Annotated in this window: 27 protein-coding genes; 26 read left to right on the forward strand and 1 reads right to left on the reverse strand. The window is 59.1% G+C overall.

Annotated elements, in window-relative coordinates:
* Positions 1-115 precede the first annotated feature (115 nt).
* The 19 genes from ACIQJ2_RS09970 to ACIQJ2_RS10060 all read left to right on the forward strand — a co-directional run bounded on the left by ACIQJ2_RS09970 (position 116) and on the right by ACIQJ2_RS10060 (position 15,269).
* The gene (locus ACIQJ2_RS09970) at positions 116-613 is read left to right on the forward strand and encodes a hypothetical protein (RefSeq protein ID WP_400670100.1); all 498 of its coding nucleotides are present in this window, start codon (positions 116-118) and stop codon (positions 611-613) included.
* Positions 610-858, forward strand: coding sequence for a hypothetical protein (locus tag ACIQJ2_RS09975; RefSeq protein WP_400670103.1), 249 nt, complete (start codon positions 610-612; stop codon positions 856-858). Before ACIQJ2_RS09970 ends, ACIQJ2_RS09975 begins: the two co-directional genes overlap by 4 nt.
* On the forward strand, positions 858-2,255 hold the full coding sequence (locus tag ACIQJ2_RS09980) for an SAM-dependent methyltransferase (protein WP_400670105.1): 1,398 nt from the start codon (positions 858-860) through the stop codon (positions 2,253-2,255). Before ACIQJ2_RS09975 ends, ACIQJ2_RS09980 begins: the two co-directional genes overlap by 1 nt.
* On the forward strand, positions 2,252-2,800 hold the full coding sequence (locus ACIQJ2_RS09985) for a hypothetical protein (RefSeq protein WP_400670108.1): 549 nt from the start codon (positions 2,252-2,254) through the stop codon (positions 2,798-2,800). The genes ACIQJ2_RS09980 and ACIQJ2_RS09985 overlap by 4 nt, the downstream gene beginning before the upstream one ends.
* Positions 2,797-3,441 (forward strand): hypothetical protein, encoded by a 645-nt coding sequence (locus tag ACIQJ2_RS09990; RefSeq protein WP_400670111.1) that lies wholly within the window; start codon positions 2,797-2,799, stop codon positions 3,439-3,441. Before ACIQJ2_RS09985 ends, ACIQJ2_RS09990 begins: the two co-directional genes overlap by 4 nt.
* On the forward strand, positions 3,438-3,731 hold the full coding sequence (locus ACIQJ2_RS09995) for a hypothetical protein (protein WP_400670113.1): 294 nt from the start codon (positions 3,438-3,440) through the stop codon (positions 3,729-3,731). Before ACIQJ2_RS09990 ends, ACIQJ2_RS09995 begins: the two co-directional genes overlap by 4 nt.
* The gene (locus tag ACIQJ2_RS10000; protein WP_400670116.1) at positions 3,728-4,996 is read left to right on the forward strand and encodes a helix-turn-helix domain-containing protein; all 1,269 of its coding nucleotides are present in this window, start codon (positions 3,728-3,730) and stop codon (positions 4,994-4,996) included. The genes ACIQJ2_RS09995 and ACIQJ2_RS10000 overlap by 4 nt, the downstream gene beginning before the upstream one ends.
* On the forward strand, positions 4,993-5,670 hold the full coding sequence (locus ACIQJ2_RS10005; protein ID WP_400670119.1) for a transcription termination/antitermination protein NusG: 678 nt from the start codon (positions 4,993-4,995) through the stop codon (positions 5,668-5,670). The genes ACIQJ2_RS10000 and ACIQJ2_RS10005 overlap by 4 nt, the downstream gene beginning before the upstream one ends.
* A 228-nt stretch (positions 5,671-5,898) precedes the next feature.
* Positions 5,899-6,468 (forward strand): hypothetical protein, encoded by a 570-nt coding sequence (locus ACIQJ2_RS10010; RefSeq protein ID WP_400670121.1) that lies wholly within the window; start codon positions 5,899-5,901, stop codon positions 6,466-6,468.
* A gap of 167 nt (positions 6,469-6,635) precedes the next feature.
* Positions 6,636-7,370, forward strand: a complete 735-nt coding sequence (locus ACIQJ2_RS10015) for a MerR family transcriptional regulator (RefSeq protein WP_400670123.1) — start codon at positions 6,636-6,638, stop codon at positions 7,368-7,370.
* Entirely contained in the window at positions 7,285-9,063 is a 1,779-nt protein-coding gene (locus tag ACIQJ2_RS10020) for a phage terminase large subunit family protein (RefSeq protein WP_400670125.1), read from the forward strand. The genes ACIQJ2_RS10015 and ACIQJ2_RS10020 overlap by 86 nt, the downstream gene beginning before the upstream one ends.
* 2 nt (positions 9,064-9,065) lie before the next feature.
* The gene (locus tag ACIQJ2_RS10025) at positions 9,066-9,260 is read left to right on the forward strand and encodes a phage head-tail joining protein (protein WP_400670126.1); all 195 of its coding nucleotides are present in this window, start codon (positions 9,066-9,068) and stop codon (positions 9,258-9,260) included.
* A complete protein-coding gene (locus tag ACIQJ2_RS10030; protein ID WP_400670129.1) occupies positions 9,260-10,798 on the forward strand; it encodes a phage portal protein in 1,539 nt (512 codons plus the stop codon). The genes ACIQJ2_RS10025 and ACIQJ2_RS10030 overlap by 1 nt, the downstream gene beginning before the upstream one ends.
* Positions 10,785-11,432 (forward strand): hypothetical protein, encoded by a 648-nt coding sequence (locus ACIQJ2_RS10035; protein WP_400670131.1) that lies wholly within the window; start codon positions 10,785-10,787, stop codon positions 11,430-11,432. Before ACIQJ2_RS10030 ends, ACIQJ2_RS10035 begins: the two co-directional genes overlap by 14 nt.
* A gap of 99 nt (positions 11,433-11,531) precedes the next feature.
* Positions 11,532-13,187 (forward strand): hypothetical protein, encoded by a 1,656-nt coding sequence (locus tag ACIQJ2_RS10040; protein WP_400670134.1) that lies wholly within the window; start codon positions 11,532-11,534, stop codon positions 13,185-13,187.
* Positions 13,188-13,258: 71 nt separating this feature from the next.
* Complete coding sequence (locus ACIQJ2_RS10045) at positions 13,259-13,582, forward strand: DUF2190 family protein (RefSeq protein WP_400670137.1); 324 nt, start codon at positions 13,259-13,261, stop codon at positions 13,580-13,582.
* A gap of 1 nt (position 13,583) precedes the next feature.
* Positions 13,584-13,961 (forward strand): hypothetical protein, encoded by a 378-nt coding sequence (locus ACIQJ2_RS10050; protein WP_400670139.1) that lies wholly within the window; start codon positions 13,584-13,586, stop codon positions 13,959-13,961.
* A gap of 67 nt (positions 13,962-14,028) precedes the next feature.
* Positions 14,029-14,721: a hypothetical protein gene (locus ACIQJ2_RS10055; protein ID WP_400670141.1), complete on the forward strand. Its 693-nt coding sequence runs from the start codon at positions 14,029-14,031 to the stop codon at positions 14,719-14,721.
* Positions 14,718-15,269: a phage baseplate assembly protein V gene (locus ACIQJ2_RS10060; RefSeq protein ID WP_199095317.1), complete on the forward strand. Its 552-nt coding sequence runs from the start codon at positions 14,718-14,720 to the stop codon at positions 15,267-15,269. The genes ACIQJ2_RS10055 and ACIQJ2_RS10060 overlap by 4 nt, the downstream gene beginning before the upstream one ends.
* Before the next feature lie 14 nt (positions 15,270-15,283).
* On the opposite strand, the gene ACIQJ2_RS10065 is transcribed toward ACIQJ2_RS10060, so the two are convergent.
* Positions 15,284-15,652: a hypothetical protein gene (locus ACIQJ2_RS10065; RefSeq protein ID WP_199095316.1), complete on the reverse strand. Its 369-nt coding sequence runs from the start codon at positions 15,650-15,652 to the stop codon at positions 15,284-15,286.
* 215 nt (positions 15,653-15,867) lie between these two features.
* Here ACIQJ2_RS10065 and ACIQJ2_RS10070 point away from each other — a divergent pair, with 215 nt between their 5' ends.
* Genes ACIQJ2_RS10070 through ACIQJ2_RS10100 form a run of 7 tightly spaced genes read left to right on the forward strand, consistent with a single transcriptional unit; the run spans position 15,868 to position 24,104 of the window.
* On the forward strand, positions 15,868-16,245 hold the full coding sequence (locus tag ACIQJ2_RS10070; protein WP_400670145.1) for a GPW/gp25 family protein: 378 nt from the start codon (positions 15,868-15,870) through the stop codon (positions 16,243-16,245).
* Between the two features lie 2 nt (positions 16,246-16,247).
* Positions 16,248-17,126 (forward strand): baseplate J/gp47 family protein, encoded by an 879-nt coding sequence (locus ACIQJ2_RS10075; RefSeq protein WP_400670146.1) that lies wholly within the window; start codon positions 16,248-16,250, stop codon positions 17,124-17,126.
* Positions 17,123-18,337 (forward strand): phage tail protein I, encoded by a 1,215-nt coding sequence (locus ACIQJ2_RS10080; protein WP_400670148.1) that lies wholly within the window; start codon positions 17,123-17,125, stop codon positions 18,335-18,337. Before ACIQJ2_RS10075 ends, ACIQJ2_RS10080 begins: the two co-directional genes overlap by 4 nt.
* 3 nt (positions 18,338-18,340) lie before the next feature.
* The gene (locus tag ACIQJ2_RS10085; RefSeq protein WP_400670150.1) at positions 18,341-20,632 is read left to right on the forward strand and encodes a hypothetical protein; all 2,292 of its coding nucleotides are present in this window, start codon (positions 18,341-18,343) and stop codon (positions 20,630-20,632) included.
* A gap of 18 nt (positions 20,633-20,650) precedes the next feature.
* A complete protein-coding gene (locus ACIQJ2_RS10090) occupies positions 20,651-20,839 on the forward strand; it encodes a hypothetical protein (RefSeq protein ID WP_199095311.1) in 189 nt (62 codons plus the stop codon).
* Positions 20,840-20,845: 6 nt separating this feature from the next.
* Positions 20,846-23,767 carry a hypothetical protein gene (locus ACIQJ2_RS10095; RefSeq protein WP_400670154.1) on the forward strand — a complete coding sequence of 974 codons (2,922 nt, stop codon included), beginning with the start codon at positions 20,846-20,848 and terminating at the stop codon, positions 23,765-23,767.
* The gene (locus ACIQJ2_RS10100; protein WP_400670156.1) at positions 23,760-24,104 is read left to right on the forward strand and encodes a hypothetical protein; all 345 of its coding nucleotides are present in this window, start codon (positions 23,760-23,762) and stop codon (positions 24,102-24,104) included. The genes ACIQJ2_RS10095 and ACIQJ2_RS10100 overlap by 8 nt, the downstream gene beginning before the upstream one ends.
* Positions 24,105-24,131 lie beyond the last annotated feature (27 nt).

Below are 24,131 nucleotides of genomic sequence, written 5' to 3' on the forward strand. Positions count from 1 at the left end.
TCGTTTTGCATGTGGGCCTCCGTAGCTTCGTAACGCCCTGAATTTCTCATCTTCGATCATTTCCCACCACGGGAAAAACGCCGGGAATTTCCCGGCGCGGGAAAGGTTTTGTCTCATGATTCAGACTGCATGGTTTCATCGTATCAAGGCAGCACAGCGCGATCTCATCCGGCTTGTCGGCGGTATCGAGCGTGCTGCCGAAATCTCTTCGATCTCGAAAAGCCATATCGGGCGCATGAACAATGCGACTGACCCGGAAATGATGCCGTTGCATGCCGTTTACGCCCTGGAATCGGATTGCGGCGTGCAGGTCGTGACCTCGGCGATGGCAGAGTTGCACGGCAAGCGGCTGGTTGAACCGGAAAGCGAGCGCGGAGCCGATCATTCCTTGATCGCTGCCTATTCCGACATGGTGCGCAAGGCCGGCGACCTGATTTCGGGCGGTGCGGTCGCTATTGCCGATCTCGTGGTGACGCCAGCCGAAGCGACCAAGATGGACCGGGACGCGGCGGAACTGGAGCAAGGGATAGCGACACTCCGCAAGGCGCTCGCCAATGTGAAGGCGGGCGGCGGGCAAAAGGTCGGCTTCCATGTGGTCGGAGGTGGACAATGAAGCCTCAAGCCGATCACACCATTGATGAATTGATGTCCCGCCCCTTGTCCGAACGTGCAAGGGGTTTTCTGCGTGAGGTGCAGCTTTCCGGCGGGCGCGTTGATGTCGCCCATGACCCCGTTCGCCAACGGCTCGCGCAGGAATGCCGCCGCTGCGGCTATCTGCATGTTCGCGAAGATGAGCGCACCGTTAAGCTGACTGGCTTGGGGCAAACCTATCTAGACCGACTGATGAGGGCGAACTGATGCCCGCTTACTCATCCGTCAAACTTCCCAAGCCCGGCCCGAACGCGCTCGCCCTCATCACGACGGCGGTTAGCGAAGGCGTTGTGAAGGCTATCGAGCCAAGACATGTGACGGCGGCAAACAATGCCGTTGGCAACGGATATCTCACGCGCGACAAGAAGGATGGCAAGACTTACTATCCGACCGACCGCGCCCGCGACATGCTGGCGATGCTGAAAGGGATAGCAGAGCCGGGCGATCTGCCAACTTCTGCGGATATCCCGAATAATTTGCCGGATATCCTGCCTTCTGCCGATGCATCGGGCCTTGTTGCGACTGTCGAACGGGCGCGGGCGCTGCTGGATGAGGGCGATATCGTCAACGCCCGCATTGTTGCCTCGGTCGCTTATGCAACGGCAAAGTCGGCAGCGCAATTCGCCGAGCAGGTTGGCGCGACCGAAAAGCTGATCGCCAAAGCCCGCCGCATGCAGGCGGACGCGCTGTTGATCGAGACGCGGGCGAAAATCCTCATCGCGGACAAGTGGGATGAGGCGCAGGCATCCGGGCAGGCGTCGAAGGGTGGTCGCCCGAAAACCGTTTCCGATGGAAACGGTTTTACCTCGGAAGAAACCGGCCTGTCGCGCAAGGAAATCCATTCGGCTCGAAAGCTTGCGGCGGCGGAACATCGTGAGCCGGGCATTGTCGAGCGTGCTATTCAGGCGCGGCTATCCGCCGGGCTGGAACCGACACGCGCCAATCTGCGCGCCTCCGTGGGCACCTCGACGGCGACGAAGGAAGAGCGCGGCAACAACCTCTATGAGACGCCTGCGGAAGCAATGCATACGTTGCTTGCGCTCGAACACTTTTCGGCGACGGTCCTCGAACCTTCTTGCGGGCGTGGCGCGATTTCGCGGATGCTCGAAAGCGCCGGATATGGCGTCGTTCTCGCCGATCTGGTCGATTACGGCACGGCGGACCAGCACGGCGAGTTGCAGGCCGTGCAAGACTTCCTGACCTCGCAGCCGCCGGAAAGCGGGTCTTACGACATCGTGACGAACCCGCCCTATGGCGAGGTGGTCAACGCCTTCGTCGCCCATGCCTTGCGGGTCTTTCGACCGCGTAAGATGGCGCTTTTGCTCAATCTCAATTTCCTTTGCGGCTTTGAGGATGACGACCGCAATTTCGTCATGGACGATTGCCCGCCGTCTCGCGTCCACGTCTTCAAGCGGCGGTTGCCAATGATGCACCGTGACGGATGGGACGGGAAAAAGGCCAGCAGCCGCATGAATACCGCTTGGTTCGTGTGGGAGCAGGAAGTTGACGGCAGCTATGGCGACAGCACCGTTATCCGCCGCGTTGACTGGAAAGACCACATGCCGGCCGAAAGCGCCGTCGTGGTCGAAGGCAAGGCGGCATGACGACGCCAGCGCAAGCCGCTCGCCAGCGCGAGAGAACACGGGTTTCCCGATTGACCGACATCGCCACCTTTTGCAGGGGCGACGTGTGGTCCATCGATACGGAAGGCGGCGCAACGCGGATCGTCGCGCGCCGGACAACCGGCGAAAATGCCGTGCTTTGCACCCTTCATGCCGAAGCTCTGCCCGAAGATATCGAGCTGATCAGCGGCGCGCTTGAAAACGTGGTGCTGTTTTTGGAGCTTCGGCGCCGCGCCATCGTCGCCTTGCGGCAGGGGCGACCCATCACCCGAGAATCCAGTGGTTTGCGCGAGGGTGATTTCGCCGCGAACGCCGCGATGCTCTGCAATGAAAAGCTGTTTCACCGCTTCCTTGAGCGGCGGGACGGTAGCCGGGCGATTCATAACAAGGAACACGCGGACGGCATTTTGAAAAAGCTGCTCCGCATTACCAGCAAAAGACAGCTCAACACCGAAGAGCGCGCGCAGACGGCCTTTCTCGATCTGCGCGCGGACTTCGAAGTGTGGGCGACAGGCAGGGGCAAATGAGCGAGCGCGAATTTCCAGAAGAGTCGATTCCCTACGGGGACAAGTCCGTCAAGGCGATGAAAATCACATGCGCGTGCTGCGATGCCGTCGCCTACTTCCCCTTTCAGACAGGGGCAAGCCGCAAGCCGCCCGGCGCGGCAATTCAGCATTTCCAGAACAAGGAATGGGTGGTCGGCAACGGCCCGCGCAAGGATTTTTGCCCGCTCCACGCCAGCCCGGCCAAACGCAAAGGAACGACAGTCATGGCTAACACTCCCGCACCGACCAGCGCCGAAAAGCCGCGTGAGATGACGCGCGAGGATCGCCGGATTGTTCATGACAAGCTGGACGAGGTCTATGGCAAGGACGCCTATAAGTCGCCCTGGACTGATGCCGCCGTTGCCAAGGATTTGGGCGTGCCGCGCGATTGGGTTGTGCAGACCCGTGAGCATTTCTTTGGGCCGGCGGCATCCAATCCGCTGTTTGACGAGATACTTGCCGGCATGGCGCAAATCGAAGCCGCCTTCAAGGGCTACGCGGTACTCTGCGCCGACGCGGCGAAGGCTGCGGAATTGCAAAAGCTCGCCCATGCCGATCTCTGCAAGCAGATGGATGCCTATCGTGCCCTTGCTCGCAAGGTAGAGCGTGAGGTGGGCCGATGACCGCCTTGCTGCCCATAGTCGAAGAGCTAGCGGACTGCCAAACCGATGTGCAGCGCGCGGATTGGCTCTTGCGCGTGCCGGCGGGCGTGATCTGCCGCGATAGCAGCTCAATCCGCCGTATCCTCATGGAAACCCGCTTCACGACCGGCGTGCATGCCTTCGATGTCGAGTATGCGGCCATCAATGCCACCCGCTTGCCAGACGGCGGACTGCCTCAAACGGTCGCCCTCAGTGTGCAGGCCGTGCGCGCCTTCCTGCGCGACATAGTGCGCAAAGGGGGTGGACAGTGATTGAACCGGATCACGGTGCAACGTCTCGCGCGTGGTCGTGGCGGCACGCGATTGGAAAGTCCGGCCTGCCGCCGACCACGCGGCTTGTGCTGCATACGCTTGGCTTGAAAATGGATGCAACCGGTAGCTCTTGCTATCCGCCGATCTCTGAGCTTGTCGAGCTAACCGGCCTCGACAAGAAAACCGTATTGAAGCACCTCGATATCGCCGAAGAGAACGGTTGGATCGAGGTGACGCAGCACGGCTTTCGCGGACAGAAGTGGAAGCGCAACGAATACGTCGCGCGTTGGCCGGGCCGCGATCTTGCCGGCAATGTCGCCGCCACTTCCGAAGATGAAGGCGGTGGAGCCTATCCACCACCTTCCGACACCTCCGAATGTGCGCAAGGTGGTGGAACCGTTCCACCACGTTCCGCCGCAAAGGTGGTGGAAATGGTTCCCGAAGCTGGTGGAAATGACGCCATGAAGGTGGTGGAGCAGCTCCACCAAGATAAGATTCTTCCAGCTAACATTCCAGAAACCTCTCCCTCAACCGCTGGCGCGGGAGAGGAAGGATTGAAAAAGGTTGATCGAAAGAAAATTGAGGTTGCCTTCACCCTCTGGTTTGCTTCGTGGAAGAAGGGCGACGTTGACTATGCTCGGAACGCATGGTTTGCGCTTTCGCCGGAAGATCGGGCAGAGTGCATCGAGCGGACGCCTGCCTATCTCCGTTGGGTAAAGCCTTCCGATCAGACGGTAGCAGCGACCTACCTCAAGGGCCGTCATTGGCGCGATCTGCCGGAACATCTGGTTTCGCCACCTGAAAAGACCCATGGCGTTGCCAAGCCCTGCGGAAAGCTCTGGATGGGAACGCGCTTTGAGGCGCTATCGAAAGAGCCGACAGGCGCTCTGCACCTCACGGTATTTGACGAACGCCGCATCGCCAGCGGTGCAATCTCTCGTGATCAGCTTGTGCGCGAGAAACGTCGGGAAAATGGCTGGCCGGTAGTTAGCTCCATGCGTGATCTGGCTAGAAGGCGCGAGCCGTTCACCACATCGCTCTACCTGCTGCCCTACGTCCACGACTTCCGGCAGGTGCATCGAGATAGCGAGCTATTCGCCGCTTGGAAGTCGCTTCATGAGCGCAACGGCTGGCCCTTCATCGAGTACGTGCCCGAATGGGTCTATTTCCCGCCGGTCGATGATGCGGCGAACGATCTGGACGCGGCGGTTGCTGCCGCGCTTTCCGCCTTCCTTTCTTCCATTAACGAGGGACGCATCCAATGATGCATAACGTAAAAATCTATGCTGCCAGCAACCCGGTTGACCCGAAGGCTTACGACCTTACGCGCTTTGAACCGCTGTTCGACCAGATGCGGGACCGGAAGCGAATCAAGGCCACGATGCTATCCATGGCCACGGGCGAGCAGCCCGGAAAGCGGGAGTGGTTCGTGGTTGAGACAAAGCACAAGCAGGAAAAAACTGTTGAAGACGCTCTTCACAAGGCGGGCGTGAAAGTTTTTTTGCCGCTGGAAAGTGCCGGTCAACAGGTCGTTCGCGGCAAGGTCGTGGCGGACTATATGCGCCCGCTTCTGCCTGGGTACGTGCTGGTCAACATCGTCTATTCGCCGGCTGCGGTATGCGGCATCTGCCGGGTTGATGGTGTTGCCGGCTTCGTCGGCGGCATGATCTCGCCGCATCGTGTATCCGATGAGGAAGTCTATCGATTCAAGGCGTTCGATGAAGCGCCGGATCGGGAACACTGCATGCAGTTCAGTCGCGGTGACACGGTTCGCTTTACCTTCGGACCCTTCGTCAAGCTGTCCGGGACCATCTGCAAGATGCGCAAGGGGCGCTCGTTTGGTGGCGAGCGTATGGCAACGGGTGCGGTCGTGAAGTTGGAGCTTTTCGGCAAGACACACCTTGTCGATGCCCCTCTTGCGTTCTTCGAAAAGTTGTGAGAGTCAGAGGGCAGGATGATCTACCGTCCATGTGCAAGCGCGCCACCTTCGGGGAAGGCGAGCGGAGCGAAAAGCTTCCACGCTGTTTAGCCGGGTAGACCCTGCCTTGACCCTCTCAAACGAGAGCAGCGATTCAAGGCCGGTGCTACTGCATTGCCAAAATCATCATCGTATCGAAGGCGGTCCAAGCGGGTCGCCTTTTCTGTTCTCCATAGGTAGGGCTTGCCAATGACCGCGATATCCATGCAGTGGGTTGACCGCAACCTGTCGGAATACGGCAAGCGGATTGGCGAGCTGAAAGAGCGCTTCCCGAAAGTGCTACCGCGTATCGTTAATCAGGTTGGTGCCCGCGCCAAGACGGTTGTCATTCGCGAGCTGACGAAGCAAACCGGTCTGCCGCGAGCGACCATCGTCAAGGCCATTGGCAATCCATCGTCGGCGCGACCGGGTAGGCTGTACTACGAGATGGTTACGCGGGGCGGCAACATTCGCCTAAAGTACCTTCACCCCAAGGAAACCCCATCGGGCGTCGTGGCGAGGCCATTCGGCAAGCCGACGCTCTATCCCGGCACGTTCATGCGTGGCGGCTTGTTCCCTGATCGCGTGAACGTTCCTCACTTCAACGGGCATGTCTTCTACCGTCTGAACAGAGCAGGCACGAAGATTACCTTTGCCCGCTCTGGCGTGATCATCCCGCAAGAGATGACCAAGGGCGCGACCTCTGCCGCCTTCCATCGGGTCGCTGCACCATTGCTCAAAGAGCGGGTCGACGCCGCCCTTACCAAGCTCGTGCCCTGACGGGCCGGGCCTTCGACCCCTCATCGCCGCCGACCCCCGACCCCCCCCTCCGGGCGGGTCCTTCCCCCGAAAGACGACGATTAGCGGGTGCGCGCGACTGCGGGATTTCGCTCTGTGAGAAAAATTATAGGGGGATTCCACCGCTCTTTCGGTGGAATCGGAATCAGATGGCAAAGAGCTATCCAGAAGAGTTGCGGTTGCAGGTCATCGCCTACATGGACGAGGGCCATTCTGTTCGCGATGCCGCCGAGAAATTCAGCGTTAGCGCGAGTTTCGCGGCCAAGGCACGCAAAAAGCAGGCGGCGGCAACCGAGAATACGCTGTTTGAGCCGGCGGAAGCTGCCGCAGCGGAGACGGAAGACGCGAGCAACGGCGAAATGACCGCCTCGCAACTCGCCGACTTGTTGGGGGTGTCCAAGCGGGCAATCTCCGATTTTGTCGAGCGTGGAATCGTGGTGAAGACAGAACGGAATCGCTTCAACGTCGCCGGATCGGTCCAGCGCTATTGCGAGCATCTGAGGATGATGGCGGCGGGACGGTCGGGCGATGGCTCCGACGCCTTGACTGCCGAGCGCGCCCGACTGGCAAGAGAGCAGGCCGACCAGACCGCTTTGAAAAACGCGGCCCTTCGTCGTGAGATGATCGCGATTGTCGATGTCCGCAACGAGTGGACTTCGATAGGTCGCCGCATCCGCAACGGCATGTTGTCGGTTCCTTCGCGTTGTCGTCAGAAGCTTCCGCACCTCACCACTTACGACGTTGACCTGATCGACCGCGAAATACGGTCGGCGCTTACCGGGGTTGGTGACGAAGACGATGACAACAGCTCTGGCGACATTGCGGCGGGCGCTGTGGGACAGTCTGCTACCGCCTCCGAAGCTGCGGCTATCGGACTGGATTGAGAAGAACGTCTATCTGCCGGAAGGTGTGTCATCCCTCACGGGCATGGTGCAGCTCTGGCCGCCGCAGATCGAAATTGCCGACGCAATCGGCAGCGCGGCAATCGAGCGTGTCACTTTGGTAAAGCCGGTTCGTGTCGGCTTCACAACATTGTTGACCAGCGCGCTTGCCAGCTTCTGCGCGAACGATCCGTCGCCAATTCTGTCGCTCCTGCCGACAGAAGCCGACTGCCGCGACTATATGGTTTCGGACGTTGAGCCGATCTTTGACGCGTCACCCTCGCTTCGGGGCTTGTTGACCGGCGATGCGGATGAGGGCGGGCGTAACACGCTGCTGGCTCGCCGCTTTCCCGGCGGCTTCCTCAAGGTGATTGCCGCCAAGGCACCGCGAAACCTTCGTCGTCACAACGTCCGCATTCTCTTCATTGATGAGGCGGACGGCATGGATGCGACCAAGGAAGGCTCGCCAATCCTGCTTGCCGAACGCCGAACACTTTCGTTCGCAGACCGCAAGATCGTCATGGGGTCAACGCCAGTCTACAAGGCCACAAGCCATGTCTTGCGTGCCTATGAGCAATCGGACAAGCGGATTTATGAGCTGCCTTGCCCGGAATGCGGGCACTTCCACGAACTGACATGGGGCGACATCCAATGGCCGGAAGGCGAGCCGGAAAATGCCTATTACGTCTGCCCGGAGTGCGGTTGCACCATTGATGAGCGGCATAAGCCGGCGATGGTCGCCGCCGGGCGTTGGCGGGCACTGCGACCAGAAATCAAGGATCATGCCGGGTTTCGGATGAATGCCTTGATTTCACTTCTGCCCAATGCGTCCTGGGGGCGATTGGCGCGGGAGTTTGTGTCCGTCAAGAATGATCCAACGACGCTACAAACGTTCGTCAACACGATCCTTGCCCAAGGGTGGGAAGAGGAAAGCGACGAACTGGACGATATCGAGCTTGCCGGGCGTGCCGAAGACTTCGGACTTGAGGCTATCCCGGCGGAAGTCCTGATTATCACCGTGGGCGTTGACGTGCAGGATGACCGACTCGAGGCAACCTTTGTCGGATGGGACAAGGCAGGCATTCCCTATATTCTTGGCCATTCGGTCATATGGGGACGCTATGACGATCATTCGACGTGGGCGGAACTGGACGTTGCCATATCCACCCGATGGGACCACCCGTTAGGCGGCAAGATTAAGGTTGATGCCGTTTGCGTTGACAGCTCGGACGGCGAGACCATGGAAACGGTCTATCGCTTTGCCTTCCCTCGGTTCAATCGTCGCGTTCTGGCGATCAAAGGTGCGGCGGGCAATCGACCTTGGATCGAGCGTTCTAAAACGACGGTGAAAGGCGGACGGCTTTTCATTGTCGGTGTGGAAAGCATAAAGAGCAACATATTCGGTCGCCTCACTCGACCGAAGTCCATGCGCTTTTCGAAAGACCTGCCGGACGTTTGGTATGAGCAGGTCACGGGCGAGCAAATGATTGTTCGCTATGTACGCGGTCAAAGCACTCGACAATTCGTCCCGGTTCCGGGTCGCCGCCACGAGGCGCTTGACTGTACGGTCTATGCCTTTGCAGCTCGGCAAATGGTCAATCCCAACTGGGCGCACCGCGAAGGCGAATTGTCCACGCCGCCCGAAGCGCCGGCAGCTTCCCAACAACAGAAAATTGCACAATCGGAGTGGTTATAGCGATGGCTACAACAGACGATCAAATTACCGCCCTTGAGGACGCCATTGCCATGGGCGCAAGGAAGGTTGTGTTTCACTCCGGCGGCACCCGCCGCGAGGTGGAGTATCATTCCTTGAAAGAGATGCGGGAGGTGCTCGCGGCGTTGAAGGCCGGCCGCTCGACCCGCGCTCCCATCATTCGCGCGGCGCTCGACTGATGAGTGTCGCCAATCTGATTGACCGGACCATCGGCTATTTTGCGCCGGAAGCTGGCCTTCGGCGTATCAAGCACCGTGCCGCCATGGATATCATGACGCGAGGTTACGCCGCAGCCGAAACAAGCCGCCTGAAATCCGGCAGGCGGGCACGCTCGACATCGGCGGATGCGGAGATTTCCCGTGCTGGCCGCACGCTTCGCGACCGTATGCGCGATCTCGTTCGAAACAATCCGTATGCGGCCAATGCCGTTGCGCAGCTTGTTTCTCATGCGATTGGCGACGGCATCGTACCGCGCTCCAAAGACAAAAGGGTCAATGAGCTTTTTGACGAGTGGAGCAAGGTTTGCGATGCCGATGGCGATCTTGATTTCTATGGCCTCCAATCCTTGGCCGTTCGGGGCATGTTCGAGAGCGGCGATGGCTTGGTGCGCCGTCGTCGCCGTAAGCCTGAGGATGGCTTGCCGGTTCCGCTGCAATTGCAGGTTCTTGAAACAGACCTGATTGACAGCACGAAAGAAGGCATTCTTTCCGGTAGCGGCAAGGTGATTCAGGGTATCGAGTTCGATGCCATTGGCCGCAAACGCGCCTATTGGATGTTCGGATCGCATCCCGGCAACAGCTTCTTTGATCCGATGTCGTCGGTCACATCGAAGCCGGTTCCGGCGTCCGAAATCGCCCATGTCTTCGAAAAGCAGCGAACGCAGGTTCGCGGGACGCCTTGGGGTGTCCCGGCGATGGACGATACCCACGATCTTGCCAAGTACGAGGAATCGGAACTGGTTCGAAAGCGGCTTGAGTCATGCCTCGTCGGCGTAATGAGCGGCGGCGAAGAGCAAGACATGCTCGGGACGCCGGTAGACGACAAGACGGGGAAGTCTCTTCAACCGGGCGTCTACAATGCCCGTGGTGAGCGTGTCGAAAAGTTTGAGCCGGGCACGTTCTACAATGCCGTAGGCGGGCGACGGCTCGACTTTTCGCAACCTGCCTCTGTCGGCGGCTATGACCCTTACAAGGTCTCGATGCTGCACACTATCGCGGCGGGCTGGCGGATGCCCTACTTCATCCTGACCGGCAGGCTGGACAAGGTGAATTATTCGTCCGGCAAGATCGGGATTGAAGCCTTCAAAAAGATCATCTCGGAACTGCAATGGAAGTTCATCATTCCGATGCTGTTGCAGCCGATTTGGGATTGGTTTTGCGAGGCGGCTTATCTCGCCGGCTTGATTAAGTCGCCGAAGGTTCCGGTCAAATGGTCGCCGCCGCGCTTCTATTCAGCCGATCCGCTGAAGGACGTGAACGCGAAAATCAAAGAGGTTCGTGCCGGCTTCCGGTCGCACCCTTCCGTCATTGCCGAGTCTGGCGAAGATCCCGACGAGGTGATTGCCGAAATCGCCGCATTCCAAGAAAAGACAGACAAGCTTGGTCTTGTCTTCGATACGGACGCCCGCCGGGTATCGCAGGCGGGCCAATTGCAACAGGGCTGGGAAGATGATCCGCCCGATAAGTCGGAAGAGAGCCAAACCGATGACGAAGCTTGAAGTGCGAAAGGCACCCGCCAGCCTGCCGATGCAGTTTCGCGGCGAGGCCCTCAACAGCTCTATCGACGTGGAAGCGCGGACGGTAACGCTGGCCTTTACGACGGGGGCGGCTGTTCGCCGGCTCCGTTACACTGGATGGGATAGTGCCGTACCGTTTGACGAAATCCTTGTCGTCAGCCAACGGGCGATTGATCTCTCACGTATGAATGCCGGCGCTCCCGTTCTCGACAGTCATTCCCGTTGGTCCACCTTTTCGCAGGTGGCAGTTGTCGACCGGGCATGGGTCGAAGGTAGCGAGGGCATGTGCACCATACGCTTTCCGAAGGCGGGAATTGATGCCGCTGCCGACCGCATGTTCGGGTTGGTGTCTGACAAAATCATCAAGAATGTCTCGGTTGGCTATTCCATCGATAAAATCCGTATCGAGGAAGCGCAGAAAAAGGGCGACGTTGAAAAGATTTTCGTGGAGCGCTGGACGCCGAACGAGGTTTCTTTCGTGACGGTGCCCGCTGATCCCGGCGCGCAGGTGCGCGCGAGCGAGGCAACGTTTCCCCTGATCGTCGGCGAGCCGGATAACCATCTGATCCGCGCCGCCCGCATGCGGATGGCCGAAGCCGCGCTTCGCCTGGCCTAATCCGAATTCACAGTTTCACAGTTCGCCGCCTGCGCTCCGCCGGGACGCAGGGCGACGGCGCTTGTTTTGCCCGGTACTCTTCATAAGGAACCGCACGCCATGAAAAAGGCTGCATATGTTTTCGCGACCGTCGCCGCTTTTCTTTGCTTCGGCCTCGCCTTTGCTATCATCTCCGCCGACCCTTCTCACGCTGCTACGCTGATCGGGGACGACAGCTTTCTGTCGGGTGGCGGCTTCAACCACATGCTGCAAGCTTCGCCGGCGCTATTCGCCCTTCGGAGCAAGTTAACCGACCTTTCCACCCGTGCCGAAAAGAAGCGCGGCGAGCTGGTGGATGGCCTGTCGCCCGAAGCTGCGCGTGCAATCGAACAGGACCATGCCGGCATCCTCGTTGAAATCGAGCAGGTTCGCAGCGAGATTACCACGCTCGAAAATGCCAGCCGCAACGCGCCGATTGTTCCGCCGAGTAACAATAACTCTGACGCCGAACAGCAATTCACTCTTGCTGAGCGGACCCGCTCCGCAACGATTGATGATCTCGCCGCCCGCGCCGGCCTCGCCGACTTCGGTCGGGAGCATATTCGTGCCGGAACGTCAGTCGATGCGTTTCGCTCGGCGTTGTTCGAAAAGCTGTTCGACAAGTACGAGGCGGTAAGAACGGACAGTCACGTGCGCGCCCACATTGGGCAGGACGAAACCGAAACGCTCCGTTCCGCACGTGTCGAAGCACTTGCCTACGGACTCGGAGCGCCAATGCCGAAGGATGGCCCATCGGCTGCAGCCCGCCAATATACCGGGCAGGGCCTGATTGACGTTGCTGCTGACAGCGTCAACTTCCGCGGTCGCCGTATGCTGAACGCTCGCGACATCGACGACATTTTCACACGTGCGTCACATGCCACGTCGGATTTCCCGGCGATCTTCGAAGGCGCTGTGAACCGTACGCTTGAGCAGCGCTATGCGCTCGCGCAACCGACGTTCCGCAGATTTGCCCGCAAGAAGAATTTCCGTGACTTCCGCCCGGATACGATTGTCCGCGTCGGTGATTTCCCGATGCTGAAACAGGTTCTGGAAAACGGCGAAATCAAATACGGCACCTTCGGCGAAGGCAAGGAATCGGTGCAGGCGTTCAGTTATGCCATCGCCCTCAACATCAGCCGTCCAATGCTGATCAATGACGATCTCGGCGCGATTTCCGATCTGCTAACCAGCTACGGCGCGTCGGTTGCGTTGTTCGAAGAAGTCACCTTCTATGCCGGCGCCTATAACGGCAAGCTTGCTGATGGAAAGACTGTTTTCCACGCAGACCACTCCAATCTTGGCGCGGCTTCGGCCATCACTGTCGACAGCGTCGGCGAGGGCCGCAAGTCGATGAGCAAACAGAAGAGTATCGATGACAAACCGATGCTCGCAAACCCGGCCCGCATCATGCTCGTTGGTCCCGACCAGCTTACGAACGCGGAAAAGTTCCTGGCCTCGATCACGCCCGCAACGGTTTCGAGCGTGAACATTTTCTCTGGCAAGTTCGAGCTTGTCGAAACGTCTCAAATTGATGGGCCGTCGTGGGACTTGTTCGCAGACCCTTCGACCGGCTCGAATTATCGATGGGGCTATCTGGACGGATACGAAGCGCCTCGCGTCCGCATGGATGAGCCTTTCGGTCGGCAGGGGTTCAGCATGTCGGTTGAACACGATTTCGGCTGTGGCGCAACCGACTTCCGGTTCGGCTACCACAATCCCGGCAAGCTCGCCTAACTGGCTCGGATCAACAAGGGCGGGCCTCCGGGTCCGCCTCACGTTCTCATTGTTCATAAGGAATGCTCACAATGAAAAACTACATTCAGGAAGGCGATACGCTTGAAGTAACCGCGCCTGCCGATGTCAAGTCCGGCGACGGGGTGATGGTCGGCAAGCTCTTCGGTGTCGCCGCGCATTCCGCCAAGTCGGGCGAGCGCGTCAATATCGACCGCGAAGGCGTCTATCAGCTGCCAAAGGTCGCAGCGCAGGCTTGGGCAACGGAAGGCATCCCGCTCTATTGGGACGCTGGCGCTGCGACCAGCGATGCGACCGGCGGCAAGACGAAAATCGGCTACTCCGCCGATGTCGCGGCCAATCCATCCGACTTCGGTTTCGTGGTCCTGCATCAGTAACATGGTCGATTGGCGAAAACTGGAAGCTGCCGTTGATCGGAAGATTGGCGGCGCTTTTGGCGAGCGGGTTCGGCTTTCCTTCATGAAAGGTGGGAAGGCTGACCCGGATCGCCCGCAAACTATCGTTCGCTGCGAAGCGCTTTGCGAGGGCGGCGACGATTCCAAGCCTATCGGCGTCGGTCAAGCCGGTGTCTTCCGTAGCCGATTGGCGGCGGGGCAGGCGGAGCTTTTCTTAGATCGCGGCTCCTACGTCGGCCCACGCCTTCAAGCCGGCGATGCCGTGCGCGCTATCGATCGACAGGGCGAACCTGTTTGGGAAGTCAGCTTTATATCCGACCGCTACAGCAACTTGATTGTCGCCGTCCTCAACGAAAAGTGAGTGTGCCATGTCGCTTGCCTGTATCGCCATCCGTATCGCCGCCGTGCAAGCTCTGATCGGGCAAACAATGGTCGGCGATAATGTGCTTGATAGTGAAATCGGATCGCTCGACGTTGGCGAGGATGGCAAACTTAGGACGCAAAAGGAAAAGCCGTTCATCTCGGTCTATGTCGGCGCGGCTAAGGTGAAGGATGGCTTAGAGATTCGCGCGCTCAACAAAAACGGGAGCGTCGATATCGTCTTTGAAGCCGGCATTGCCTCGCCGCACGTCATGACCGACCCGGAAACGGATGAAAGCGTGATCTATGGCGGCTTGCCGGCGACAGACGCCAATTTTGAGTTTCAGCTTGATATGACCATCCGCCAGATTGGCGACGCGCTCAATGACCCGCAGAATGAATGGGCGGAGCTGTTTCGGTCCCTTACCCTTAGTTTGAGCGGTTTTGAACGGGACAGGGTGGGGATGGATGCGAATGGTACGCGCCTCGCGGCCCATCGCCTGAAACTCACCATGGAAGTGGTCGCCGATCCTGTACGCGGTGTGGGTCTTGTGGAAGCGTCACCGTTGGCGCGGTTCTTCGCCAAGTGTGAGGCCGATCTTATTCCTAGGTCGCCGGACATGGCGAAGAATATCGCCCTGATGCGCGCGCAGATTTCCGGCGATGCGGACGACTTGCGAGCGGCCATGCGCCGCTATGGCATGGCGTACGGTGAAGCCGATGCCATGTTGATGACGCCGGCTTGCGAGGTGTTGCCATGAGCGATTTGATTGACCAGATCGCCGACATGCTCCACCGGATTGCCGAGCTTGAGCGGCGCAACCGCAACCGCCGTCGCAAGGGCACGGTCGCCGAAGTCAGCGACGACAAGAGCAAGTACCGCGTGAAGCTGTCCGATCAGAACGGCAAACCATACCTTACACCTTGGATAAAGGCGCGGACGCTGGCGGCGGGTGGCGTCAAGGTGGATGTGCTCTATCAGGCTGGCGAGCAGGTCGATGTTGTCTCGGAAAGCGGCGACATAGCAGACGCGCAGATAGATTTCTCCACCTATAGCGATGCCAACGCCCGCGAAAACAAGGATATGCCGCTGCATATCAAGATCGGGGATACCGTCCTTGAAGCCTCGTCCAGTCTCGTCAAGGTCAAGGGAGCGACCGTTATCATTGAATCGCCGAATGTGCAGCTCGGCGGCGCGGGCGGCAATAAGGTCGCTCGTGTTGGTGACAGGGTCGATGTCGGGGCCGGCTCGTCAAAGGGGCTGTGGCCCATTGTCGAAGGTTCGTCCAGCGTATTCGCCAAGGATTAGCCGGCCCTCGTCCACTATGCGGAGTTCGCTGCGTTAGGCCGGCGCATCGCCCTAACCGTATCCGCCGTTACTTCGTCGTATTGGGGCGAGGGGACTTTGACCGCAAGCATGAGGATCCACAGGCTTGCCGGTGAAACGTTCGCGTATCCTAGTTCAAGCAGCCGAAGCGCCAGCCGGTAATGATCAACTCCAATGGCCACGCGGGCGCTTTCATCCACTTGGCGCAAGACTTGGAGCATGGCTGCGTATGTCTTGAACCCAAACGAGGCCGCTAGGGCTTCATCGGCGTGTGATGAGCCAACTTCGGGAAACTCACTTCGCAGAGCCTTTTTGACCGCAGCAACATTCGCAAAAGTAAAAATGAAGGTGGGGTTTGAGAACATGAGACGATCCGTCGTGCATGGTCGAAGTCCGCCGATTACGCATCGACCTTGTTGAACACGGTCGTCTTCAAAAACCGAAAATCACCCTTCAACCCGGCAGCAGGTTAGGCGAGGCACCCGACCGGGCGAGCTTAGCCGTCTGCCAAGGGGTTAGCAAGACTGCCGGGCGCTGGCGACGGCGTATCGCCAATCGATTCAGAAAGAAGGTGCGGAGGATGCCGGATTCAGCGGGCATGAGTGCCGGAAGCGGAAAGCCGCTCACTAATTGGGAGCATGTCGAGCAGTCGATTTGCAAGATACTGACCACGCCGAAGCGGTCGCGTCTGATGCGTCGAAACTTCGGGAGCGACGTGCCAGAGCTGATTGACGCCAAGATGACCCGGCGTTCCATCCTTGCGGTCTATGCCGCCTCGGCGACTGCAATTCTCGAATGGGAGCCGCGCTATCGCATGACGGCGGGCCGGGTCACGCGAGCCGATGCGGACGGCGCAATCACACTGGAAATCTTCGGAACCTATTACCCACGCGGCCATCGCGGCGATTACTCCATATCGGAGAGCGCAAGCGTCCGCGTCATCTATGGCGAGGGCTGACCATGTTAACAATCATCGATCTTTCTCGCCTGCCGGAACCGGACGCGATAGACAAGCTCGATTTCGAGACGATCTTAGCGGCCCGCATGTCCGACCTCGAAAAGCGGGCTGAACAGGCCGGCTATGAGTACGATACGGGTGGACTTGAAACCGACCCGCTCAAGATCGATCAGGAAGCTCACGCCTTCCGTGAAATGTTGATGCGTGCCCGCGTCAATGACGGTCTGCGCTCGACGCTGCCCGCCTTCGCAAAGAATGCCGATCTCGATCACGCCGTTTCGAAGGCGGGTGTTGAGCGCATCATTCTGGTTGACGAACATGGCAAAGTGACTTTCCGCGAAGACGATGGCGCATTGTTGCGCCGCTATCTCGCGACGTTCTCCGCACCCGCCGCAGGGTCGGAGGATGGATACCTGGCTGCGGCGTTGAAGGCTTGGCCGCAGGCGCATGACATTCGCGTCGTCAACGGTGGGGCGGGCAAGGTTCTCGTTTATCTGCTTGGTGCCGATGGTGCGGTTGCGCCCTTGGATGCGGTGTTCGCCGTCGCCAAGGCGCTTGATGCAAAGCATATCAGGCCGCTTACGGACGACGTTACCGTTTCGGCGGCGACCATCGACCGGTATTCGCTGACCGGAAAGCTCATCGTGCCGCGTGGTCCCGACCCGGCGCAGGTCGTTGCGGCGGCTGTCAAGCGGGTCAAGGAATTCGGCATTGCCCGGTATCATATCGGGGCGGAAATTCCGCGCGATGCTCTGTTATCGGCGGCATATGTCCCGAACGTCATTCGCATTGAGGGCGTCACGTTTTCAGACGTACCGGCCCGCGCGAGCGTTGCGCCTTATCTGACCGGCATCGATCTGACATTCGGGGTGGAAGCATGATCCCGGCCAATACGCATTTGTTGCCGCCAAACTCTTCGCCTCTGGAAATGGCGCTGGCGGCGGTTGGGGAGCGCACCGACGCAATCGGGATTGACTGGCAAGTCTACCTCGATCCGTTGAAGACGCCGGTTCATTTCCTGCCGGCTCTTGCCCATGCCTATGCCGTTGATGTCTGGAATCCGAAGTGGCCGGTCCACCATCAACGCCGCGTCATCGCCGATGCGATCTATCATCACCGGATCAAGGGCACGCTTGCCGGGCTTGAAGCCTATGCCGATATCGTCGGAAGCGAGATTATCCGCGCGATCCGGCCACCCGGTACGTTCTTTCTGTCCGGTGGTATGTCGGAAGAGCAGCGGGCGGCTCTCGCTGATCGGATGCCGCAAATTCGCATCTACACGCGCGCCGTCCGTTCGAGTGCAGGAAAGCGGCTGTTTCTGTCAGCGCGATCCTACTCGGCGCTTGGCGCGTCCTTTGTCGCCGATAGCAAGGCCGTAGAGCGAATGCGTCCGCGCATTACCTTTGTCGAGGGCGGCTTAGAGCAGCCAATCAATGTCGAAGAGGTGACGGATATCATTCCAGGCCTCGGCTACGCCCTTTACGAACGGGCATTGCTACGGCGTCCGCGTCGGCGCTCCGTTACCTATCTCGGCAAAGCCCTGCGGTTTTGGGTGACGCTCGATCATAACCGTTCCGTCGCCGCCTATCGGCGTGCGGACGGCGCGCCCTCGGTTATTCGCTATGGGATGCGCCCGGCGACCGTCCAGCCCGAAGCGGAGTATTTGCCGGCAAAGGCGGGAAGATCGGCAATCTTCGGGCGGCCGCTTCACCGTCGATACTGGTCAAACATGCGGTCTGAAACGCGCGTCTTTGAACGCATCGTCATTTGGGACCCCGATATGGTGCCGCGCCGTCGCGGTGCCTCCTATTTGGGGGTAAGCCGTTTTGGCGTTGCACCCTTCACCGCCGAACTGGTCGTGCATATCCCGTCGAAGCGACCGCGCCGGGCGCTTTTGGTCGGTGGGTTCTTCGGCAGCTTCTTCGCCGCGTCCAATGGCGAGAAATACCGCGAAACATTGCGAGCACTTCGCGCCGCGAAATCGGCGCGGGATACGATCCTCATCAACACCAAAACATTCCGCAGCCCGCAGGCAGGTCAGCTCATCGTAGCCGGCACGCCATTCATCGCTGGCCGTCTACTCAGGAGCTAACACATGCTGAAGACAGTACCGTTTCAGGATCGCATGGAGGCGCGCGCCAGCGACCTCAACGCCATCGAGTCATCCGCCCGTGCCACGTTCGATACCGTCGTGAAGGATGCCGTCACGGCAGATGCGCCGGGCTATGCCGGCTTTGCCGTTGCAAAGAACAGCGCGACCGAACTGCAGGTCGCCGCAGGCCGCATCTATCGGCCCGATGGTGCGGTGTTCGAGATGGAGCAGGCATCCACCCGAAATATCGTCAATATCCTGCCATCCGCAACGAAGCGGCTTGTCGCTGTCATTGCCGTTGGGCAGGAGGAAGACAGCCGGACCGAGACACGCGATTTCCTCGTTGATCTGGAAAGCGATACGACCGAACCGCGTATGATCGTTGTTGAGCGCCGACGCGCCGCCTTGATCGACCTTGTTCCGGGACAGGAAAGTTCGACCTTGCCGCGCCCGGTTATCGATCAGTCGCTTATCGTCATCGCCTGGGTGACGTTGAACACGACCGGTATCGAGGCAATTTCCATGGAATCCGCCAATGCGCTTCCATCGGTCACGCGGAATGACAAGCGCATCCGTTCGCTCGAAACTTGGCGCGAGATCATCGAGCCGCGCATCAATACGATTGCCAGCGACATCACCGCGCTCAAAAAGGGCATGGCGGGCATGGCCGGGTCCGGCGAGCTGATCAATGTGATGCGCGATATTGCCCGCCTGAAAGAGCGGCTGGAAATTCCAGACGACGCTTCCGATTGGGCGTCGGATCGCTATCTGACGATCAATGAGACCGACAAGGATAACATTGACCTGCTCTGCCTTGTCGAAGAGGGGATTCGCTTCTCGCATGAAGCCCGGAGCGAAACTCAGATTTCGCTCTATAACCCCCTCGATCTCAACGCCTTCGTGACAGGCAGCGGCTTGTTGTTGCCGGCGATCTCCGGTCGGGAAATCCGTCTGGCGTCGTCATCGGGCGCCGTCGATTCTGCCATATCCATCGCGCAGTACGGGTTCCAGACTCACGAGATGAAACAGCTGTCGGTTGCCCGCTCGCGTATGCGGTATGGGCCTGCCTATAACGTCTGCAACAATTCGCAGTGGTGGGCAGATGGCAAATACGACAGCGCCACCAATACATTCACAAAGAACGGCGAGACTTTCCTCGTTACCGGGACACAAATTCTCGACAACGTCTATGGTCAGTCATGGTGGGACCCACTCAACGCGCATACCCTACTGCGCGTCCAGCAGTTTTGGGAAGACACGTGGGAGGATAACTATTGGGTTGCGCAGACCACGGACAGAACCGTTTCCGGCGCGCAGATCGCTCAAACTATCCTCAATTCGCAGGATGGTTGGCTATCCGGCCTCAAGCTTCGCTTCACCGAAAAGGGTGCGGACGGCGACGTGCATGTTTCCATTGCCTACGCCACGGCCAGCGGTGCGCCCGATCCGGCGCATCTGGTGACGCATGTCACGATCCCTTACGCCAATATCAAGGTGGCACCGAATGACACCTATATCGACATTCCGCCCGTCTTCTTGGAGGCCGGGCAGCGATATGCACTGATCATCACGACGCTCGGCAATCACAAGGTCGCCGTTGTCGACAGCAACAAATATGCGCAAGGCACCCTGTTTTACTCGACGGACGGTGCATATTTTCAGGGCGATCTCACGCGCGACCTTTATTTCCAGATGGAATATCTGGTCTTCAAGGCGTCCCGCGTGGAAATCGAATTGCAGGCTTTGACGCTTTCGGGCGGCATTGCTTCCATCGATATCCTTGCCGGCACCATCAAGCCCAAATCCTGCGCGATTGAGCATCAAGTGATGATCAACGGCGCATGGAAGCCGCTGAACGTGTTGACGCCCAATCTGCTTGTCGGACTGCCGCCGTTGCTGCGCCATCGCGTGGTGATGACCGGTACGAATGCCGTTGCGCCTGCCTTGGAAATTCCGAGCAGCCGCATTCGCATCTGGCGACAGCGGACGACGTTGAAGCATATTTCGACGCGCCGCACGCTAGCGACCTCGGCGACGACGATCACGGTGCAGCTCATCATCGCCAAGTTCGAGGCTGACCGGCACACCATCGCCGTCAAGCTTCGCAAGGACGATAACACCCTGATCGCGAGCAGCGGCTTTGTCGATGAACCGATTGATCCGGGCCGTTTCCGCCGAACCTACAGTTTCGCGGCAAGCCCGGCGATCAACGCCTACAAAATCCAGATCGAAGGCACAACGAATAACGCCCTCGTTCCCTTCCACGTCGAAGAGCGCGTTGACGTAGCGCTCTAACTCCCCGGAGACGAAAACATGGCAGTCAAGAAAACGAGTTCGGCCTTTCAGCCGGACGCGCATTATCGCGTCCAGGTCGCAACGGTCGTCAAGGTCGCGGGCCTGACCATCCGCCCAAGCCAAGGCGGGACCATCACCGGCGCGCTCGCCGAACAGATCAAAGCCGACATTCTTTCCTCTGAGGAAGTCACGCCAGCGCAGGAGTAACCGGTCATGCGCCGACTGGATCAATATGAAATCAAGGTCGGCGATGATCTCGGCGATCCTGATTTTTGGAATAGACGTCTCCAAGACGTCGACTTGCGCTTGCACGGGCAAGAGCTGATCGAAAAGGATTGGCGTTCGGCTGTTCGCGAGTTGCAGGAAAACGGCTTGCGTCGCATTGATGAGGCCGTTTCTCCGCTTATTGCGCAGTTGCAGGAAGACTTGCAGCTTGGCGCGGTCTTTATTGCCGAGTCCAAATCGGCAATCGAAGTGAAAACCGGGCCGTTGACTATCGGTATCAGCTCGGCAAACAGGCGGCGTTATTCGCCTGCGGCCTATCTCGCGCTGGTCACGCGGGATGCGCCCTATGCCGTCATGCTTGGCCGGCTGATGTCCTACAATCGCGAAACGGGCACGCTTGCCGTCGATGTCGAGCGGACCTTTGGGGCGGGCGAGGCGATCCGTGCTAACTGGATTGTCTCCGCCACCTCACATATCGATTATCAGGCGGATCGCGTTTATCGCGAGGCCGGCGGCGGGCTGGTGTCGACCACGGTCGAAGATGCGCTTCGGGAAATCCTGACGCTGAGCGTGTCAAACACTCGTTCCGTCACGACCGGAACCGGCTTGAAGGGTGGCGGGGCATTGGCGGGCGACCTCACCCTGTCGCTCGATCTTCAATATTCCGATGCTCGGTACGTGCAGCAACAGGTCTTTGACCGCCATCGGCACAATTGGGCCGATATCGACAGCCGTCCTAATTCCCTTTCGGGCTATGGCATCGGTGATGCCTATTCGAAGACGGAGACTGACCAGCGTCTTGCGAACAAGCAGAACAAGCTTGATTACACGGCGGAAGATGCCGCCAAGAAAGGCAAGCCGGACGGTTATGCTCCGCTTGGTCCTGATGGCAAGATCGGCGGGGCATTCCTGCCGGTGGATGGTAGCTTCCTAGGCGTTTACGATGCCGCCACAAACAAGCCGCCCATTGCCTCGGGTTCGGGAAACCAAGGCGACTTCTGGGTTGTTTCGGTTGCCGGAACGGTTGCGGCGGATAGCGTCGGTCCCGTATCGGCGGGCGATCAGTTGCGCCGTGGTCCCGCCAAGTGGGAGCGCGTGCCGACTTTCAACGCCGTATCATCGGTTGCCGGCAAGACTGGCGTTATCACGCTCGATGCCGACGACATCGCCGACAGTGGCGCGGCGGGTCAAGCGCTGATGAAAGCCGCCGATGCGACGGCGGCAAAGCGGGTTCTCTCGCTTGCCGTTGCCGACCTGTCGGATTTCGCAACCGCATGGACGACGGCATATCAGGCGGTGTCTGCCGGCTATGGCCGTTCGCTGGCGGCTGCGGAAGATGCCAATGCGGCGCGTGTCTTGTTACAGCTCGGCTCTGCCGCCTTGCAACCCTCGACAGCGTTTGCGCCTGCCGGACACGTCGGGGCGGGCGGTGTTGCCGCCCATCCCGACGCGACAGCGACGACTAGCGGCTTCATGTCGGCGGCGGACAAGTCGAAGTTGGGCGGTGTTGCCGCGAACGCCAACAACTATGTCCACCCGACCGGCGACGGAAACTTGCACGTTCCGGCGACGGGGGCGGGCAGCGCCAAGAAGGTGTTGACCGCTGGCAATGCTGCCGGGTCCATGACCTGGACTTTGGTTGATTTCGGCGATCTGACAGGCAGGCCGGATTCACTGGCGGGGTACGGCATTCTCGATGCCTATACCCGTTCCACCGTTGACGCGATGCTTGCCGCAAAGCAGCCTAACCTTGGCTACACTGCCGAGAATATCGGCAACAAGGGTGCTGCAAACGGGTATGCATCACTCGATGGCGGCGGGAAAATTCCGGCCTCGCAGCTCCCGGCCATCGCTGTCGTTGATACCTTCGTCGTGGGCAATCAGGCGGCAATGCTGGCGCTCACGGTGCAGAAGGGTGATATTGCCATTCGCACAGACTTGAACCGGTCCTATATCCTTCGGGCGGAACCGGGCACAACGCTGTCAAACTGGGAGGAGCTGCGAACGCCGACCGATGTCGTTCAATCGGTCGCGGGTCGGCAAGGTGCTGTCACCTTGTCTTCTTCTGACCTGATGGATTCGTCTGCCTTTGGGCGCAGTCTGTTGCAGACCGCTAACGATTGGACTGCGAGGGGCACCCTCGGGCTAGACCGCATCAACAATACGTCCGATGCGGAAAAGCCCGTGTCGAATGCTACTTTGACGGCATTGGGTCAGAAAGCCGACAATTCGGTTGTGGCCAACAAGCTCGACTTGAGCGGCGGTACGATGACCGGTCCGATAAAGGAGGCCAGTTTCGCGCCGTCGGCAGACCCATCAAGGCTGATGAAGCTCGATGTTTCCGCAATCGCTCCCAATACCACCCGACTGCTCAGGGTGCCAAACTACGATGCAAATGTGACAGTGTGGGAGACGATCGAAGTTTCCGACCTCGTGGGTGTAACGAGCTGGGTGAGAACAGGCCTAGCGGCGTTTCGGGATTTGCGTTTCCACTTTGACGCTTACCCGGATGCCGCTGCCAGCTTGTTCAGTATGCACTATAGCACCAATAACGGCAGCTCGTGGCTTACTGGCGGCACCGATTATTACTACCAAACTTTGTATGGGAGTGGTCTATCGACGCCGGGTGCCGGCTCCGGCAATGCAGCCAGTATTTTGTTGAGCATTTCAAACAATATAGCCGTTGGTGCGAACCAAGGTGGCCTCATTGTCGGCGGTCATATTTCTGAGTTCAACAAAGGCCAATGGTCAAGGTACAGTGGTTTGCACGGCTTTCAAAATTCCGGGACATCACTGAACACTTCAACAATGTACGGCGGTCAACAAGGCACAATTGGCCGCAACGCCATGCGTATTGTGGGGTCGCAGGCGTTTTCAGGGCGCATTATTTTGGAGGGTGTCCGTGGCTAAGATTCTCATTAACGGCACGTTGCGGGATGAAACGCCGGAAGAGCAGGCCGAAAGGCTTGCTCTATCTGACACTCCGATTGAAGGCCCGCCCGCTCCACTTCCGCGTCTTGCCTTCTGGCTTGCGGCGGTAGAAATCGGCGTCACGAAGGCAGGTGTCAGAGAGCGGATTGATGCCATGCCCGAAGGCGTCCAGAAGACGATTGCTCTCGTCTACCTTGAGGAAGCGCAGCAATATCGGCGCAATGACCCATTGCTGAATTCCATGGCGGAAGCCGAAGGCATTACCCAAGTCCAGCTAGATACGCTCTGGACGTGGGCGCTCGACCACTACGCCTAGATAAACCTCGTCTCTGATCAGCACATT

The sequence above is a fragment of the Rhizobium sp. NPDC092011 genome, from assembly GCF_044756305.1.
Taxonomy (GTDB): Bacteria; Pseudomonadota; Alphaproteobacteria; order Rhizobiales; family Rhizobiaceae; genus Rhizobium.